A 17,513-nucleotide genomic window follows, 5' to 3' on the forward strand; every position below is an offset into this window, starting at 1 on the left:
TTAAATAGGAGAAAAAATAATATAAATAATCTTCAAATCTTAAATTTGCAATTTAAATTTTTCTATTTAATTGCAATAAAAAGAAACATATATGTAGATAAGACATAAGTAACATTGCTTATTTTACCCTATCTCCATTGAAAAATTTTAAATAAAAATGGAGAAATAAAGTTCAAGGCGTAAGACTGTATAATTAAATTATAAAAAGGAGAGAAAAATTAAATGGTAGATGCAGAGTTTTATGAAAAATTAATTGAAATATCAAATTTTATGGAAGAAAAAGGTGACGGAATTAGTTATATTCGTAATGAAGCTGATTATTATACCATTGGAACAAGAAAATACAGTGAAGAAATAGCCAGATATCTTGATGAAACTGTGGAAAAATGGGAAGGTAGTGAAGACTACATAAACGAGAATAAAAAGAAAGGAAAGAGATCTGAAGCCGCAAAAAGAATTGGTTATATCTGGAAAATTCCATTGACTGTAGCAAAATAAATGTTAACTTGAATAATTAACTTTTTATGGGCTAGAACCTATTTTACGCTCATGACTTGAATATTATTCTGTATATCTTTTTATATAGTTGTTTAATTTATTAAACGACTCAGTACAGTTTACACATGTCATGAATGAGTGTAACATGTTCAAGTCCAATAATCATTAATTTTGTTGAATATTGATACCAGCTTGTTAACTATCCGTTTTTAATTAGAATATCTAGTAAAAACAGGTTTACGTTGAAATTAGTTGGTAACTGGTCTTATAACTAATTAAATAATCTATTAATTTTAGAATTATAAAATAAGGAGAGATTATAATGGTATTTTACCACTATCTCTCATTGAAGCTAACCTGCTGGTAATTATGGTCTTTGCTATTAAGAGGTCATGATTTTTCCCTTTGCATACAGCAATTTCAGCTTCAATTTGTTTAAGTAGTTCTTTCAGCCCTTTAGGGTTGCATCTGCTCGCTTTTTTTAATAAATCCTCTGATTCTTTTTTGTTTTCTGTGTTTTTCCTGAATTTCATTTGTGGTCATTCCAATTTTTAATATTAGATAGAATTTAACAGTATAAATGTAGATTAATTAACCTAAATGGATGAAAACCTCCATTTTGGTTAACTTTTATTAAAAAAGAAATATGAATCCTGATTTAAATGGTTAAAATCTGATTCTAAATAGATATAATCGCAATATAAAGATATAATGAAGATGTTTCTAATCAAATATAAACTTTGCGACTCCAAAAATTAATAAATTTATGTGTATTTGGAATATATGATCCTGCTATCTATTTAACTATTAAATTAGTGTGGCAATTTATATATTACTGTTTAATTTAAGTTCATGTTATAGATGTTGAAATTAATGCAGTATTTTCATGTGAATATCTAAAATACAGGTCTTCTTATTAATTATAATTTAACATAAAGTATAAATCCTGCCTGTAATGGACATGAGTGTTTTAGAATAGTAAATAAACTTTTTTTAATTCTATTTTAAAAAATAACTTTAAGGGCTAGAGTTTTTTTATTAATGAAAAATTTAAAAATTAATTAAATTTTAAAGAGAAAAAGATTTCTCTTTAAAGAGAGGTTTTATAAGGATTTTTAGATTTTATTTGCTGAGCTGTATTTCAATGGCTGAAACGTTACTGTTTGATCCTTCCATGCTTGATACTTCTTCTGTGCTGATATCTATAGCTCCTACTTCTGCATCGGTTATAAATCTATTTCTTACAATTTCGGCAACATCAACTGCCCTACTTATGGCTCTTCCTCTGGCCTTTAACATAACCGATGGAACGCCACCATTCATTTGAGTTACTACAGCTAGAACATAGTTCATTACAGGTTTATTTCCAATGTATACAATATTTTCTTCTGACATCTTTTTAACCTCCATTTTTGGGGCCGCCGAACACTTTGTGTTCGGGCCCTCGAATGCGTAGCATTCGGGGCCGAGGAAACTATGTTTCCACAGGCCTTCGAAAATCATAGATTTTCAAAAGGTTCAGAAAATCCTCAAAAAATTCATAGAATTTTTTGGGAGCCCTCGAAAACTCCGTTTTCGGGGCCGGGGAAATTTAGTTTCCTCCGGTTAGAAAATACTATGTATTTTCTAAAATCTCAAGAGATTTTCTTCAACCTCTAATAAAAAAAACTTCAAGTATTACCTTATTTGGATTTAATATTATATACAGTTATGTATTTAAGATTCATATTGTGGGGTTAATAACAGATTAAAAAGTAATCGATGCAGATATACAGAATGTTAGGATTAATCTTTAGTTCTAAATCTTTTAAATGTTTTTTAGTAGGGAGAATATACCTTGAAATATTAATTAAATTTATATTTTCATGTTTTTATGTCCTTCTAATTTGTAGATTTAATTGAAAATAGTTAATTAATCTTTTTATCTTAAAATATAATTATTCAACTTCTAAATCCTAAATAAACTTTAAAAATAATCTTTTAAATTATAATAAAAAATAATGGAGTTAATACAAAAAGCAAATTATATGGAAATTGGGCTATTGAATATTAAAAATTCAATTTCTGCAGTGCAGGCCTTAAATCTATATTAATATATTTTTCTAAACCTGCTATCATGTCCTTTGCTTCTTTCATTCTTTGTACAAGTTCCATTATCTCTGCAGGCTCTAGATAGTCCCATAAAGAGCTGTCATTTTTTAATTTAACTATGATGTTCCACCAATTTACTACGGTATTTTTCATATCTATCACCTCGAAATTTTGATTAAAATAAACAGAAATATTAGTATAATGTGAATAATTTGAAGCGGTGTAATTAGTACAGATAGTTATAAATCAGTAATATACTAACATATTGTATCTAAATCATTAATAAGCTTTTCTATACATTTATAATAGTATTACATTCTCTAGATATTTGTTATTACTTTAATTAAAGTATTTGACCTTTTAAATTAATTTTATTACATTTCAAAATTGTGACAAAGATTTAAAGCATATTTAAAGAAAAATAGCTGGTTTTTTGTTTTATTTTGATAACGATGGGGTTCGAAAATTATATCTCGTAATGGATTATAACTAAATACTGATTTTTTAAACCTTAATAACATATTAATGGTTGATTTAAATGAAAACTTTGATGAATTAATTAAAATATATGAAATTGACAAATAGAATCATTTAAAGAATGCTATAATAAATAAAGAGGATATTAGGCTTGATTTTATACAATAACCTGTATAAATTGATATTAATATAATTTTATTTTATAAAATTAGTTATTTAACTTTGAATATAGTTACAATTCTTTTTGGATTTTAATTAATTGAATATGTTTGTCAGTTTTTTTTAAGTCTTCTTTAACTTTATTATCCAGGACTTTTTTGTGTTTAATTAATTTTAAAATTTTGTTGTGCATTTCTTTATTTTTCTTGTCCATGTATTCAAGTTCTTTTTTGTAAGTTTCTAATGTATGTTCAATATTATCTAAGTAATGAATATCTGCTTTTTTTTGTTCTTTAAATGTTTTCAATGTGTTTTCTATTATGTCTAGATAGCCTTTCCCTATGCTTTCTGGCTTTTTAATTGACTTTTCAACTCTTTGTTTATTATTCATTTTTTGATCAGACATAATACTATTTTTGTAAATAATAATATTAAAAATTTTGTACTTTTGTTTCCCTAATTTCTGAATTTATTTTAAAAGAAAGTTGAGTACTTAGAAAGAATATATTTTGTTAATACATATTTAAATAATGTTTTTGATTTAATTGACCTAATTTTACACTAATTTGATTTAATTATTCAATTTTAAGGATAATGATGACATATTAGATGTGCATTATCTATTTTTTGATTTTTAAATTTTATTTTACTATCTGCTCTAATTAAACCTTTAATTTATATAGATGTAACTCTAATCATAGTATAATACAAATAATTATATATTTTAATAATTTTAAAATTATATTAAATTAAATGAAGGGTTTTAAATGTGTATAAAAGTTTTATTAGTTGAAGATGAAGTAATCACAGCTTTAGATATTAAGATATCACTAGAAAAGCTAGGATTTGAAGTACTTTCCATTGAAGATACTGGAAAAGATGCTATCAACAGGATAAAAAAGTTAAAACCAGATCTAATTTTAATGGACATAGTACTTAAAGGAGAACTGGATGGTATAGAAACTACAAAATTAATTAAAAAGCGCTTTGATGTTCCAGTAGTATATTTAACTGCTTATTCTGATAAAAAAACATTTGAAAGGGCCAAATTAACTGAACCATATGGTTTTATTGTAAAACCAGCCGGTATTTATGAACTAAAATGTAACATAGAAAATGCTTTTTATAAATACAAATTAGAAAAAAAGTTAAAAAAACAGGCTGATTTGCTTAATCTCACTCATGATGCTATAATTGTCCATGATATGATGGATAAAATTACTTTTTGGAATAAAGGTGCTGAAGAAAGGTATGGCTGGCATGAGGAAGAAGTTTTGGGTGAAGTTACTCATGACTTACTTAAAACTGAATTTCCAGATTCATTAAATGAAACCTGTGAACGTTTTCTTTCTAAAGGTTACTGGGAAGGTGAATTAATTCATACAAAACGCAGTGGTGAAAAGATTATAGTTTCCAGTAGGTGGGCATTACAGAAGGATGAAAATAATATCCCAATTGGTTTTATGGAAATTAACAGCGATATTACAGAGCGTAAAAGGGCTGAAGAATCATTAAGGGAAGCAAATGATAAACTGGAACTAAAGGTTCAGAAAAGAACAGCTGAATTGAATATTCTTGTAGATGAACTGAAACGCTCCAATGACGAACTGAAACAGTTTGCCTATGTCACTTCCCATGACCTTCAGGAACCACTTAGAACAATAGCTAGTTTTACACAACTTTTAAAGCGGCGATATAAGCATAAATTAGATGAAGATGCAGATGAATTTATAAATTATATTGTAGATGGTGCAAATCGGATGCAAACAATGATTAAAGCACTGTTAGATTATTCAAGGGTCAATACAAGAAATAATGAATTTAAACTCTCGGATTTCGAAGAAATTTTAAATCAAACATTAAATAGTTTGAAAATAGCTATTGATGAAAGTAATGCAGTAATTACAATAGATCCACTCCCTACGGTGATGGTAGATGATAAACAAATGATCCAGCTTTTCCAGAACCTTATAAGTAATGCAATTAAATTTCGTAAAAAACAAGGAGAAATGAAAGTTCATATTTCTTGTAAAAAAGTAAGTAATAACTATATATTTTCAGTTGCTGATAATGGAATAGGCATAGAACCGCAGTTTAGAGATCGTATATTTGAAGTATTCCAGAGATTGCATACTCGAGATGAATATTCTGGGACTGGAATTGGACTTGCAGTTTGTAAAAAAATTGTTGAACGTCATGGGGGACAAATATGGGTTGAATCAGAATTCGGAAACGGTTCGACATTTTATTTTACCATTAGATCTAACAATTAATTAAATTTATTTTCATTAATTTTTAGGGCGGTTTTAAGTTTTAAAACGTAAACTTTGTCTTGGTATGATTAATTGAGGGGTTTATTATTGATTTATTTAAGTATGTTATAGCGCGATGTTACATAATTAGATACTTTTTAATACAAATAATTGTAAAAGTATTACTTAGAGGTGTAGGGGTGATAACGTGAAAGAGGAAATGATGATGGGAAAAATGAAAGAAATGATGATGATGGAAAAGATGATGAAAAAAAAGATGATGACTAAAGAAATAATGGAACAGCTCTCTGAACAGGATAAAAGGAAACTTTTAGCCATGAAAATAGACCTTAAGATTACCATGATTGAACAGAAACTTGAGATGATGGAACGCAAAAAGAGGCTCATGGCTTCTAAATTAGATATGAAAAACTCTATGATAGAAAAGAAACTTGAAATAATGAAAGCAGTTAAAGAAATGTTAAAATAAAACTTAGTTTTATGGACTAATAAAGTATTTAATGACTTTATTGGTCTTTTAACTATTTATTATCAGTATAGTATCATACATTGACTTTTTAAATTATAATTTTGATACCATAAAATAAAAAAATGGTGGATTAGAGATGTTTTTATATGTTGTATCTATAAATTTGAAAATTATAGACATACCATGGATCCGTTAAAAATTGTAATTTTTGCAATGCCGGGCCTAAATGGATACGAATATATCTATCCAGTCCAACTATCTTTTCTTTTGCTTCAGTTACTCTCTGTAGGATTTCTACTATTTCTGCAGGTTCTAGATAATCCCATGTGGATTTATCGTGGCTGATTTTGTTTATAATATTCCACCAATTAACTGATTTTTTACTCACATCATCAACCTCCATAAATTTTGATAAAAATAATAAGATCGTTGTTAGAGGGGACTGTAATGTGTTAATAATAACTGAATATATCGAAGTTATAATAAGGTATAGAATATAATTATTAATATTGGTTTTAATGTCTTATATTTTTTCCTGTTAATCCAGTACATGCAAAGTCACCTGAATTAAAAAAGCATTAAATTTTTGTTAAAATAATCTATAAGTTAAGGCGATAACATCAAAAATTTTAGGGGATCAATTAGTTTAAATTAAAATGGGGAACCTAAAAGTTAATATTAAACTTTAAAAATGTTATTTTATTTTATATCACTCATTTCTATTGCTTTTACGACTAAATGGTGGTATGTAGTAAATGGACAGTTAAAAATAGTATTCAAATAATAATTAACTATCAAATTAAATTACAGCACCTTATTTATAATTATCTAACAAAAATTAGATAGGTGCTATTAAATTATCATTAATTAAGTTCTCTAAGTTATTTATTTTATAATAATACTCACTGAAATCCATTACATGCCGGTTGATAAATTCTTCTAATTCCTTTTTATCTTCAGGAACTTTTCTACTTGGAAATGTTATAATCATTTCAATGATAATTTCTTTTTTATTTTCAATATTAAATTCACCTTTACAATCATATTCTAAATACATTTCATATTCATTTAATTTTTCATACATACCTTCCAGAAATTCTTCCTTTAATTCGTTATCTGTAAATCTGAATTTAATTGGAGTAATTAAGTTACTACCACTTTCTAATATTTTAAATTCTTTAAACTCCAACATATTATTTACCTCAAATAGTAAGTAAAAGCCTGTACTATTATTTAAATTAGTTTAAATTTTGAAATAGCGGTGTTATTCTATATTTAAAAATTAAGAATTCCAGCTATGATCTCAATACAGTCAATACTAAAAAATTTTTAAACATTCATGTCAGGGTGTGTGTGAATTAATGTAATTTCACGTGTAATAGTTGATAAATACATGTTTTTAATTCTTATATCCAATTATAATTTAACTAAAGTATAAATTCATGCATAGACATGAGTGTTTTTAAAACTCATTTTACTTTTATTAATTTTTTATATATATAATTAATATTTATTTTCAGGTGCTCAATTTTAGTTTAGCTTTTAAAAATATTTTTTAGTAATTACAAAAATTTTAAATCAAAATGTAAACTCATTTACTCGTAAATGTATTTAAAAGGGCTACATATCTTTTTTAGGGATATAACTCCATTTTCACAGAATATAGTATAGTCCTGATTATTTGGTGATTTATATCCAACATAAAAAGCAAGAAGAAGATAAGTAAATAACGGGGGGAATGTAGCTGTTCATGAATGTATATTGTTGGGGTGAGATTAAGTAAATTTGAGGAAGGGTATATTATTTTTGATGAAAATTTAAGAAGGTCATTTGATTTATGTTGAATTAATAATTTAAAACTGTAAAATTTGATTCAATTTACACCGGATCTAAAGAACGAATAGTTGATGATACAAAATGAGTCTAAAATAGTATTATTTAGTTATTTAACAGCGGCAGATTAATTTCATTGTGGGCTAAAAATACAGAAAACACAAATTTATTAGTCCATAAGAATATACCATAATTATGAGTTCTGAAGAAGTGAAAGAAAATATTAAGCTGCTGCAGGAAAGATTCAAAAGTATTGCAGATATAACTGTCAGCTATGATAGATACGATATTATAGTGTATAATTACGATGAAATTGAGGATATATCCAAATTTATCAAGGAAGAAACCACTATTAAATCGTGGACTGTATTAAAAACCAAGGTTAATCCAAACACTGAGTTTGACTGGATTTAAGTTTAAAAAATTTAATTTAAGTTAAAGTTTTATAAGTTAATACCTGGTTTATGATTCGTGTCATGTTTTTAAGGGGCTAGCTTATTAATTGAATAATTCGAAACCTAAAACTATTAATTAAGGTTATATTCAAATAACGTTTTTAAAGTAACTGCATTTAAGCCTGTGAAGGGACTCGAACCCCTATCTGTTACTTACGAGGCAACTGCTCTGGCCTTTGAGCTACACAGGCTAACGAAATCTTTTATAGAAAAGCGCCGTGAACTAATTTAGGTGATTGCAATCAGTTCAGGCCAGTGCTTTAAAAAGCAGCAAATTTCTGGGTTTTGAAGACACATTTTAAAATATCTTCAATGTAACATTGTTATAACAGGTATATAACTTTTATTATTGATAAAACACGAAAAACGTTTAGAAATGATAATAAAATACATCTTCAATTAATAAGCATAAAGAATAATTAAAATAGTATCTTTTTTTATTTCCGAATTTCTTTTTTGAGCATTGTTATAATTTTTAGCTGGCGTTTCCCATTTATTCCAATATCTTTTAATTCTTTCAGGATATTTTTTATTGTGCTATCAGAATTCAATTCTAATTTTAGATTTTCTAAAGATGTATCTATCTTTGAATCTTCTACAAATTCTTTGAAATCTTTTAATTCTTTTTTATCAAATTCTTTTAACCTTTCCCTTTGAAAATCTTCAAATTTCATATCACTAAAATATTTATGTTCCAATTCCTTAAATGAATGTACTTTAATTTTATCAAGCTCTTTTAATGGATTTTCTTCTTTATTTTTAGAATACTTATTCTTCATAATACCACTTATTTGATTGATTTAAAACAGCGGATATTGAAATTAATTAATGAAATGGTTTATATTCTATTAATTTAGTTTTTATAGTTTATTTAATTTATCTACAGCATTTAATTAATGGGTTTCTATTAATTCACTTTTTCGCTCATGTTCACAAAAACCGAAGTTTTTGTGACCGTAAAAATCTCTCAAAAAACCGAAGCTTGTGAAAATTGAAAATTTTTGATTTTCAACTCGCAAATGAAATTTGCGAGAATTTTCAATTTTTGACAGGTTTTTTGGAGCTTTCGAGACTCTCGAAATCTCCGATTTCAGAGAGCGAAACAGAGTTTCGCAAGCTTTGTCTCGGAGCCACGAAACTATCGAAAATCTTTGACGCCCCGAAAACCATAGTTAGAGAAAAATGCGTAGCATTTTTCTATACGTAAAAAATCTACGATTTTTTAAGGTTTCCCTGAACCGCAAAACGAAGTTTTGCATGCCCCAAAATTCTTCGAATTTTGAGGGTTTTGCAGGCTACAAACACATCGTGTTTGTTAGCTGCGATTTTTACATGTTCATGATCATGTGCACATTTCATGCTTTATGTTAAATTATAATATCAATTAATTATATGGAATTATATTTGGAAGAGTGTAATTTACTTAACCATGTAACTCATAAAAATTCAAAGTAATATCGGCACAACTATTTCGACATGAGCGTACAAGTTAATTTTTAAAAGTATGCACTAAAATTATTAAAAATAAGCTAGTGATCAACTTTACTTTTATAAAATTCCTGAAAATCGTCTGCAAAATCGTTAATTAGTTTAATATCTCTTTGTTCTTCAACAGGCCATTTTTTAAGGGGATAATGTATTATTACATTAATAATTTTGTCTTCTGGATCTATCTCATATTCATAAGCACTGCCGTCTTTAAAATGAGTTACATGTGATTCATATTCAAGTAATTTTTTACCTATATCATCTATATTTTCTTTAGACAGCTTATCATCTGTAAATTCTAGTTTAAAACTAACGAAACCTTTTCGAGGTTGCCCTATTTTTTCTTGATTTAATGTTTTAATCATAATATCACCAATTAATCCTTAATTCAATCATATTACAAATATTAAAATGGGCCATACATTAATTCAGAAGATGATTTATTTCTGGGTTTGAATGTTCATTTGTAGGATACAGATTATACTGGAGAATATGTAGTAGAATTATTTTTTTTACTTTTTCACCTTGCCCTTTAATTCAGCGGATTTGCCTTTAAGTTTTCCTTTTTCTTCTGCAGCTTTACCCTTTATTTTTCCTTTTAACTCTTTACCTTTGCCTTTAATATCATGTGTGTCAACCATAAGACCACCACTACTGTTTTTGATTGTAATCATACATATATTTTATTTTTTATTAAATAATTACCAGGTTACAGTATTACTCCAATTAATGTATAAAAGATTAAAAGTAATTTAATAATTATATTGGCTGTAAGTTAATTAAATTGATGGAAAATAATTAAAATAATAGCTTTAATAAATCATTATTTAGATAATAAATACTTATATTTGCAAAAAAGTTAATTTAAGGATTTAATTGACTTTTAACCTGTTTTAAATGTTTTCGGCTTCTAAAGTATCATCGCTTGTGAAATCTACATGTGGAACTGTTTTTTCAGCTTCATTAATTTCAAAGTATCTTTCTTCTTCAAATCCAAAGAAGTTGGCAACGATATTGCTTGGAAACATCTGGCATTTATTGTTATATTGCCATACTACATCATTGTACAATTGACGGTAATATGCAATCTGGTTTTCAGTTTCAGACAGCTGTTTCATTAGATCTTCAAAACTTTCGTCAGCTTTTAAATCAGGATAAGCTTCTGCAACTGCAAATAAACTTCTTAAAGTTTTAGTTAGATGAGTATTTGCTTTTTCATTTTCTTTTACAGTTTCTGCATTTGAAAGTCCTGCTCGTGCTTCAGTAACTCCTTTAAGTGTAGTTTTTTCATGTTTAGCATATCCTTTTACTGTTTCAACCAGGTTAGATACTAAATCTGCTCTTCGTTCTAATTGAACATTAATCTGTGACCATGCATTATCTGCACCGTTTCTAAGCTTAATTAAACTGTTATACATAACTATAACAGCTCCGGATAACCCTCCAATAATTAAAACGACTATCAGGAAGCCTATTTCATTCCACATCTCAAACCACCGTTTTAAAATAATATAATTTATTAATTACAAACTATTTTCTTATGATTAGATATATAAGCTTTTTCAAATTATCATGGGGACTATAAATCGATCTTAAAAATAGGCCAGTCCCGCGGCATATTTTAAGAAGTAAATGAGTTGAAAAGTGATTTTTAATTGAGTTTTAATTTCATTAACTATCTATTTAAATCTAATTTTATGTTTTCAGCAATTTAATGTTGTTGTATTTTAAGAAGGGCATAACCTAGTTAATAATTTATAGTTATTTCAATTTAAAAATTGAAAATAGGATAATATATAAATAGAAAAATTAAGTTATTAACATATGAGTTTTTAATAACTAAAAATGGTGTTACAATGGCTTTTCATGTAATGATAATTCCTACTTTGGGCTGTCCTTCTGAGTGCAACTACTGCTGGAGTTCTGAGGAGGGATCTCCTGTAATGAGCATTGAAACTGTTGAAGAAATCGTTAACTGGCTTAAGACATTCCGCGACGAACCAGTTACATTTACATTTCATGGGGGAGAACCTCTCCTTGCTGGTTTGGATTTTTATAAAAAAGCGTTGCCAATGCTTAGAAACGGTTTGAATGATCTGAAACCTGCGTTTGCCCTTCAGACTAATCTATGGACTATGACAGATGAACTTGCTGAACTTTTCAGCGAGTATAATATTCCAATAGGTTCAAGTTTAGACGGGCCTAAGGAACTTAATGACTTTCAGAGAGGGGAAGGCTATTATGAGCGGACCATGAGAGGCTATGAAATTGCCAAGGCACATGGTTTAAAAGTCAGTTTTATTTCTACATTTACTTCTTATTCTATAGATTATAAGGAAGATATTTTTAATTTTTTCCTTGAAAAGGGTTTGACACTTAAATTACACCCTGCTTTACCTTCACTGCGCAGTGAAGACCCTACTAAATGGGCTATTGATCCGCAAAAGTATGGGGAGCTGTTAATCTATCTTTTAGATAAATATTTGGAAAATATGGGTGAAATTGAAATTATGAACATAGACCATCTCTGTAAATGTGTACTTACTCGTAGGGGAACTGTCTGTACTTACGTCGACTGTATGGGAGATACATTTGCTGTGGGGCCTGATGGAAGCATATATCCTTGCTATCGATTTGTAGGAATGCCTGAGTACGTGATGGGCAATGTCCGTGACCACCCCACAGTTGAAGATCTTTCTAAATCTGCACCCGCAAAGCTTCTTGATGAATTTAAGGAATATGTAGATAAAGAATGCAAAAGATGTTCATATGTGAAGTTTTGTAGGGGAGGATGTCCTTATAATGCTTTAAAAATTAATGAAGAAACTAATAAAGCGGAAATTGATGGTGTGGACCCTCACTGTGAGGCGTATAAAATAATATTTAAGGAAATAACAGATCGTGTAAATAAAGAGTTTTTGTCCTCACGGGGTATGATGGCATTTGGGGCAGGAAAGCCTGAGGAAAAAGTGCAAAAACCGGGGATAATGTCGATAATGCTTAAGCGTATTTAACCAGTGATTTAATTATTGGATGAGGTTTTCCCAGTTTAATTAGTCTATATTAATAAGTTATAATTCTGTAATTTAAAATAAGAAGAAATATGTGAGTTTTAGGGCAATTATAGAGTCATTAGGATTAACCCTAAATCTCGTTATTTATTCAAATACGTATCCGCACTCAGTGCAGCGGAATTTAGATCCCTTTGGGACTTTGGATCCGGAGTGTTTGTATTCAACACCTACAAGCATCCCTGTTGAATCATTTTGTATGATATGTTTATCTTTACAACCGCATTTAGGACATTTTTTGCTTAGTTCTTCTGTTTTCATGTCTCGGCCTCCTAAAATTATTCAAATTTTAGAGATGTTTATATTAGTTCGGTCTTCCCCGAATGTATTATAATATGCAGATCAAAGTATATAAACATTGCTGCAAGCTGAACTCTAATTTAAACCAAGTGCTAAAAAGTCAAAAAAACATTATAATACGATTTAAAGTTGTAAGTTTAATCAGGAGGTTCTATTTACTAATTTATTTATTTAGATTCTTATTTGCATGTGGGTCGTTTAAAGATGAACCACTATTATTATGTTGTTTTTAGATTTATCATAAGTTTAATTAAATTAGAAGAAGAAATAGTTATTTGATAAAAAAATGTTAAAATAGTAATTGTAATGTTTATAAGAGGTATGCTAAAATGAAAATAGGTGACTTGGCTAAAAAATGCCCTAAATGTGGCGGTGTGGATAAAACAGTTAAAAGAAATATAGAAACCGAACATCATGCTCATGCAACAACAGGGGCAGTGATTTGCACTAAATGTGGATATGTATTTAAATCAAAGAAAGATGAGGAAGAAGAATAAGTAAATCCTGCATTTACTAAACATTCTATTTTTTTTGATAAAAGAGCGTATTATTTTTTTAAATAACTTAAAATGCGCAAAATATATTTATATCATTATTTAATACATACTGTAGTTTAAAAAACCTTAGAAATAAATTTTTAGCTTTTATATTAATCTTTAAATATTTTTTAGATACCTATTAATTTATTTACAATATTTGTGATGTGTGTAATATGTGTATATGTGTTATACATACACATTAACATGTGCCTAAGTTGTCTGAGTGTAATTTCATTTATACACATTTAACATACTTGCACTTAGCTTACAGGATTCTGCTACATCTTCTATAAAGTACATGAAATTTTACACTTGAAATGCACGTCTAAATTTGAATCATAAAAAATTGTTATAATCAAGTTTTTATACTTGATCTTCCAATTCACTTTATACTAATTTTAAAGTGGATGTAACTTTTTATTATGTGAAGATTAATAAAGGAGTTATAATAAACTGAATAAGAGTTAAATCCGAGAGTAAAAAAATCAGAAAAGGGATAAAATGAAGATAGTTAAAGAATGGTGTATGTATTGTGGTGAATGCGCAGGCGTATGCCCAAGATGCCTGATTGAAGTAGGCGAGGCAACCATAACGTTTGATGAAAGTTCATGTAAAGATTGTGAAATATGCGTACAGGCATGCCCAGTGCGTGCTTTAATAAAAGAAGAATAAGGTGAATTAATGTTAATTGAAACTGATGTTCTAGTAATTGGGGCAGGTCCAGCAGGTTCATCTGCCGCCAAACACGCTGCTTTAAACGGTGCAGAAGTGTTAATGATTGAAAAAAAATCGGAAATAGGCGCTCCTAAAAGATGTGCCGAAGGTGTATCCAAGGATGGTTTAATTGAATTAGGCGTAGAGCCAAGCAGCAGATGGATAACTTCAGAAATCAATGGAGTACGTCTTGTATCTCCAAATGGAACCGACGTCTGGCTTACTGAAGACACAGTAAAACTTCCAGAAATGGGTTACGTGGTGGAAAGAAAGGTATTTGATAAACATATGGCTATGGACGCTGCAAGAGCAGGCGCAGATATAATGATCAAGACTCTTGCTAAAGGCTTAGAAAGGAAAGACGGCCATGTAATTGTTAAAGCAGAACGCATGGGAGAACAGTTTGAAATCAAAGCAAAAATAGTCATAGGTGCAGACGGCCCAGAATCAAGAGTTGGAAGATGGGGTGGTCTTAAAACTGCAGTCAAACCTAAAGATATGGAATCTGGTGCTCAATTTGAAATGGTTGGAGTAGAACTGGAAAGTGACACTGCATTAGAATTTTACTTTGGAGAAGTTGCCCCTGGAGGATATGCTTGGGTATTCCCAAAAGGAAAAGACATTGCAAACGTAGGTCTTGCAGTTATACCAACATTAACAGAAAAAAGCGCCTATGAACATCTCGTTGACTTTGTAAAAAACTGCCCTACAACTAAAAATGCTACAGCAGTGGAACTTAATATAGGTGGAGACCCTGTAGGTGGAATCCTTAAAAAAATAGCCGCTGATAACGTTATGGTTGTAGGAGATGCAGGTGGAATGGTAAATCCTTTAACTGGTGGGGGAATAATAAGCGGTATGCAGGGCGGACGTATTGCCGGCCAAATCGCTGCTGAAGCAGTTAAAGACGATGATTTCTCTGAAAAAAGGCTTGCAGAATATGGAAAACGCTGTAAAGAAGAAATTGGGGATTCATTTAATAAGTACATGAAGGCAAGAAGCTATCTTGAAAGCCTTTCAAATGAAGAACTAGATTCAATAGCAAAAGTGTTCCGGGAAACTGAATTTGAAAAAATAAGTACAAGTGAACTTCTTAGAGTGCTTGTTAAAGTCTCACCTAAAGCTTTATTGAAGCTGGGAAAACTGTTCTAAATAATTTTGATCAAATTTTTGATCAAACTTTTTTTCTTTTTAAAACAGAATAATTAAAATAACTATTAAAAAGAATACCATTGCGACTTGATGATATAAAATGTCAGCGATCTGAGTCATTTTCTCTTTATCTATATAAACAGAAATGTATAATGGTATTGCAGCTAAAAATGATGGTAAAATCGCGACTGTAAATTGTATAATGTTCATTTCTCCAGTGTACAATACATAAATTAAACTTACACCAGCTATAACTCCTACAATACTTGCAGAAATTTGTTTTGATTTATACATAACATAAGTGGCCATTCCTGCCATGTACATGAAAAAGTATACGCTTACTGGAACTAAAAACACGTTGCCCAACAGCACGCAGCATGAAGCTATCCTTAAGACGCTGTTTGTGGCAGTACTTGTAAAAGGTGCAAATATGGTGTCTTTAAGTCTTATGGGAGGTAATGTATAGATCAACTGGTTTAAGAGCATTAGCCCTAAAATTATAGTAAATAGGGGATTTAAAGTAGTCAGTGAGATTATAAATACTGCAACTATCAGAAAACTGGAAAAAATCAGTATCCACTTTTCATCGATCTTATTTTCAATGAAGGCCCTGTTTCTTTTAGTGTAATCTTTTTTATCTACCTCAAGATCAGTCAGATCATTTAAACTGTACAATGCTCCCCAGAGCACTGAAACAAGTAAAAGGCCTTCCAGTATTTCAAAAGGATTTGTAATTAGTGTTCCTGAAAAATAAGCATATGTAAGGGCAAGCAGGTATGCATTGAAGTTTTTAGATGCCCATGACAGTCTTGTAGATTTAATAAGGGTCTTTATCATCTTTTATCCTCATTATATACTCAACTTGATTCATGTATCTATTTGTAGTTTAACAGCTAACTGCGAAAAAAGTTTAATCTTATTTTTTGAGTGCATCACATATAAATCTTGGTTTATGGCCATATTTCTGGATGTATTCTCTAACTGTATCTGTGTCTGCATCTTCAACATGCATTTTTACAATTTCTATAGTTTCTTTTTCTGAGTAACATATCAAGACAACATCAAAAAATATGTTGAGTATATTTACAAGAATTTTTGAAAATAAGCCCAGATCTGAAAATAAATCATATTTTTTCCCCAGTATATGGATTCGCCATGCAGTCTGTAAAATAATGTTTATATTTTTGAAGTATTTTCTGTGCCTTAAATATTCAGCTATACACAGTAAATAAAAATGAAGAGCTTTAAAACCAGAATAATAAGTCCATTTACTGAAACCTATGTAAGTAGGGTCTAAATTATGTGAATCATGAAAACTATCTGCAATTAAAACTGCATCATATTCTGAAAGTTTTCTATAAATTTCTTCTTTTGATTTTACTTCCAGATCTTCATTTAATCCTTCAAACATGGTGTTAAAAACCTGTTTTGAGCTTATATTCACTGATTTTAAACGTAATTTCATATCATAAATATTTAAATTAAGATCACCTATGGCATGGTAAATATTCGCTGATTTACCAGTACCTGGAGCCCCGATTACATGGACTATTTTACCCCTGTCATTTTTCAAGCTTTTCATTATCTGGCAAAGCTTTTTGTAGCAATCGGTAATTAGGAAAAGTTCATTATTACCTGCAGAACTTACTTTATATTTTTCCATAGAGTAATGTTTTGATTTTAAAAGTATATAAATGCAGATAACCGGTAAAATAGCTGTTTCAACATTGAAACCATTATAATAAAATTTGGAGTCACTGGTTAATCATTTAGATTATTGTAAGTTCATTAATTGAAAATATTATCATGAAATCCAGTTATGAATCAATCCTATCTTAAATCCATATTTTTAATGATTTAAAGCTTTAAATGTGGGAACGCTTTATAATGTGCCATAGAATATTTTATTACTTTTTAGGATCATATTAATGTATAATGGTAACTTCATGGCAAAAATTAGCTTATTGTACGTAGTTTCGTTGTTTTGCAGTTTA

22 protein-coding genes and 1 tRNA gene are annotated in these 17,513 nt (G+C 29.0%); 8 read left to right on the plus strand and 15 right to left on the minus strand.

All coding sequences use genetic code 11. From position 1 onward, the window contains the following. Positions 1 to 222 precede the first annotated feature (222 nt). Complete coding sequence (locus EJ01_RS06025; protein WP_048081303.1) at positions 223 to 498, plus strand: hypothetical protein; 276 nt, start codon at positions 223 to 225, stop codon at positions 496 to 498. A 317-nt stretch (positions 499 to 815) separates the two neighbouring features. On the opposite strand, the gene EJ01_RS06030 is transcribed toward EJ01_RS06025, so the two are convergent. The 4 genes from EJ01_RS06030 to EJ01_RS06050 all read right to left on the minus strand — a co-directional run bounded on the left by EJ01_RS06030 (position 816) and on the right by EJ01_RS06050 (position 3,616). After that, the gene (locus EJ01_RS06030) at positions 816 to 1,031 is read right to left on the minus strand and encodes a hypothetical protein (protein ID WP_048081302.1); all 216 of its coding nucleotides are present in this window, start codon (positions 1,029 to 1,031) and stop codon (positions 816 to 818) included. A 589-nt stretch (positions 1,032 to 1,620) separates the two neighbouring features. Continuing rightward, positions 1,621 to 1,893, minus strand: a complete 273-nt coding sequence (gene albA, locus EJ01_RS06035; protein ID WP_048081301.1) for a DNA-binding protein Alba — start codon at positions 1,891 to 1,893, stop codon at positions 1,621 to 1,623. Between the two features lie 654 nt (positions 1,894 to 2,547). After that, the gene (locus tag EJ01_RS06045) at positions 2,548 to 2,742 is read right to left on the minus strand and encodes a hypothetical protein (RefSeq protein ID WP_048081299.1); all 195 of its coding nucleotides are present in this window, start codon (positions 2,740 to 2,742) and stop codon (positions 2,548 to 2,550) included. A gap of 556 nt (positions 2,743 to 3,298) precedes the next feature. Then, positions 3,299 to 3,616: a hypothetical protein gene (locus EJ01_RS06050; protein WP_048081298.1), complete on the minus strand. Its 318-nt coding sequence runs from the start codon at positions 3,614 to 3,616 to the stop codon at positions 3,299 to 3,301. Between the two features lie 376 nt (positions 3,617 to 3,992). Here EJ01_RS06050 and EJ01_RS06055 point away from each other — a divergent pair, with 376 nt between their 5' ends. Beyond that, the gene (locus EJ01_RS06055; RefSeq protein ID WP_052375899.1) at positions 3,993 to 5,498 is read left to right on the plus strand and encodes an ATP-binding protein; all 1,506 of its coding nucleotides are present in this window, start codon (positions 3,993 to 3,995) and stop codon (positions 5,496 to 5,498) included. 187 nt (positions 5,499 to 5,685) lie between these two features. Next, positions 5,686 to 5,967 (plus strand): hypothetical protein, encoded by a 282-nt coding sequence (locus EJ01_RS06060; RefSeq protein ID WP_052375903.1) that lies wholly within the window; start codon positions 5,686 to 5,688, stop codon positions 5,965 to 5,967. A gap of 142 nt (positions 5,968 to 6,109) precedes the next feature. Here the strand turns inward: EJ01_RS06060 and EJ01_RS06065 are convergent, their stop codons facing one another. Beyond that, on the minus strand, positions 6,110 to 6,355 hold the full coding sequence (locus EJ01_RS06065; protein ID WP_048081297.1) for a hypothetical protein: 246 nt from the start codon (positions 6,353 to 6,355) through the stop codon (positions 6,110 to 6,112). Between the two features lie 450 nt (positions 6,356 to 6,805). Further along, entirely contained in the window at positions 6,806 to 7,156 is a 351-nt protein-coding gene (locus tag EJ01_RS06070; RefSeq protein WP_157203582.1) for a hypothetical protein, read from the minus strand. Positions 7,157 to 7,995: 839 nt separating this feature from the next. On the opposite strand from EJ01_RS06070, the gene EJ01_RS06075 reads away from it, so the two are divergent. Beyond that, entirely contained in the window at positions 7,996 to 8,214 is a 219-nt protein-coding gene (locus tag EJ01_RS06075) for a hypothetical protein (RefSeq protein ID WP_048081295.1), read from the plus strand. A gap of 160 nt (positions 8,215 to 8,374) precedes the next feature. Here the strand turns inward: EJ01_RS06075 and EJ01_RS06080 are convergent. From EJ01_RS06080 to EJ01_RS06095, 6 genes are all read right to left on the minus strand, one after another. Continuing rightward, positions 8,375 to 8,446: transfer RNA gene (locus EJ01_RS06080), tRNA-Thr, on the minus strand. Positions 8,447 to 8,692: 246 nt separating this feature from the next. Continuing rightward, positions 8,693 to 9,034: a hypothetical protein gene (locus EJ01_RS06085; protein WP_048081294.1), complete on the minus strand. Its 342-nt coding sequence runs from the start codon at positions 9,032 to 9,034 to the stop codon at positions 8,693 to 8,695. 433 nt (positions 9,035 to 9,467) lie between these two features. Further along, positions 9,468 to 9,614, minus strand: a complete 147-nt coding sequence (locus EJ01_RS17200) for a hypothetical protein (protein ID WP_157203583.1) — start codon at positions 9,612 to 9,614, stop codon at positions 9,468 to 9,470. 170 nt (positions 9,615 to 9,784) lie between these two features. Next, on the minus strand, positions 9,785 to 10,108 hold the full coding sequence (locus tag EJ01_RS06090) for a hypothetical protein (protein WP_048081293.1): 324 nt from the start codon (positions 10,106 to 10,108) through the stop codon (positions 9,785 to 9,787). Between the two features lie 147 nt (positions 10,109 to 10,255). Further along, a complete protein-coding gene (locus EJ01_RS17205; protein ID WP_157197580.1) occupies positions 10,256 to 10,384 on the minus strand; it encodes an LEA domain-containing protein in 129 nt (42 codons plus the stop codon). 252 nt (positions 10,385 to 10,636) lie between these two features. Then, entirely contained in the window at positions 10,637 to 11,230 is a 594-nt protein-coding gene (locus EJ01_RS06095) for a LemA family protein (RefSeq protein WP_048081292.1), read from the minus strand. A gap of 369 nt (positions 11,231 to 11,599) precedes the next feature. Between EJ01_RS06095 and EJ01_RS06100 the strand changes: the two genes are divergently transcribed. Further along, complete coding sequence (locus EJ01_RS06100; RefSeq protein WP_048081291.1) at positions 11,600 to 12,757, plus strand: TIGR04083 family peptide-modifying radical SAM enzyme; 1,158 nt, start codon at positions 11,600 to 11,602, stop codon at positions 12,755 to 12,757. 144 nt (positions 12,758 to 12,901) lie between these two features. Here the strand turns inward: EJ01_RS06100 and EJ01_RS17210 are convergent, their stop codons facing one another. Continuing rightward, the gene (locus tag EJ01_RS17210) at positions 12,902 to 13,075 is read right to left on the minus strand and encodes a TIGR04165 family Cys-rich peptide (RefSeq protein WP_095651970.1); all 174 of its coding nucleotides are present in this window, start codon (positions 13,073 to 13,075) and stop codon (positions 12,902 to 12,904) included. Positions 13,076 to 13,443: 368 nt separating this feature from the next. On the opposite strand from EJ01_RS17210, the gene EJ01_RS06105 reads away from it, so the two are divergent. The 3 genes from EJ01_RS06105 to EJ01_RS06115 all read left to right on the plus strand — a co-directional run bounded on the left by EJ01_RS06105 (position 13,444) and on the right by EJ01_RS06115 (position 15,519). Beyond that, entirely contained in the window at positions 13,444 to 13,611 is a 168-nt protein-coding gene (locus EJ01_RS06105) for a TIGR04165 family Cys-rich peptide (protein WP_048081290.1), read from the plus strand. Between the two features lie 543 nt (positions 13,612 to 14,154). Then, positions 14,155 to 14,325, plus strand: a complete 171-nt coding sequence (locus EJ01_RS06110; RefSeq protein WP_048081289.1) for a 4Fe-4S binding protein — start codon at positions 14,155 to 14,157, stop codon at positions 14,323 to 14,325. Positions 14,326 to 14,334: 9 nt separating this feature from the next. Then, entirely contained in the window at positions 14,335 to 15,519 is a 1,185-nt protein-coding gene (locus EJ01_RS06115; protein ID WP_048081288.1) for an NAD(P)/FAD-dependent oxidoreductase, read from the plus strand. Positions 15,520 to 15,558: 39 nt separating this feature from the next. Here EJ01_RS06115 and EJ01_RS06120 read toward each other — a convergent pair whose 3' ends face one another. After that, positions 15,559 to 16,356 carry a UbiA family prenyltransferase gene (locus tag EJ01_RS06120; RefSeq protein WP_048081287.1) on the minus strand — a complete coding sequence of 266 codons (798 nt, stop codon included), beginning with the start codon at positions 16,354 to 16,356 and terminating at the stop codon, positions 15,559 to 15,561. A 79-nt stretch (positions 16,357 to 16,435) separates the two neighbouring features. After that, a complete protein-coding gene (locus EJ01_RS06125; protein WP_048081286.1) occupies positions 16,436 to 17,182 on the minus strand; it encodes a Cdc6/Cdc18 family protein in 747 nt (248 codons plus the stop codon). Positions 17,183 to 17,513 lie beyond the last annotated feature (331 nt).

It is taken from the genome of Methanobacterium veterum (assembly GCF_000745485.1).
In the GTDB taxonomy this organism is placed as follows: Archaea; Methanobacteriota; Methanobacteria; order Methanobacteriales; family Methanobacteriaceae; genus Methanobacterium_D; species Methanobacterium_D veterum.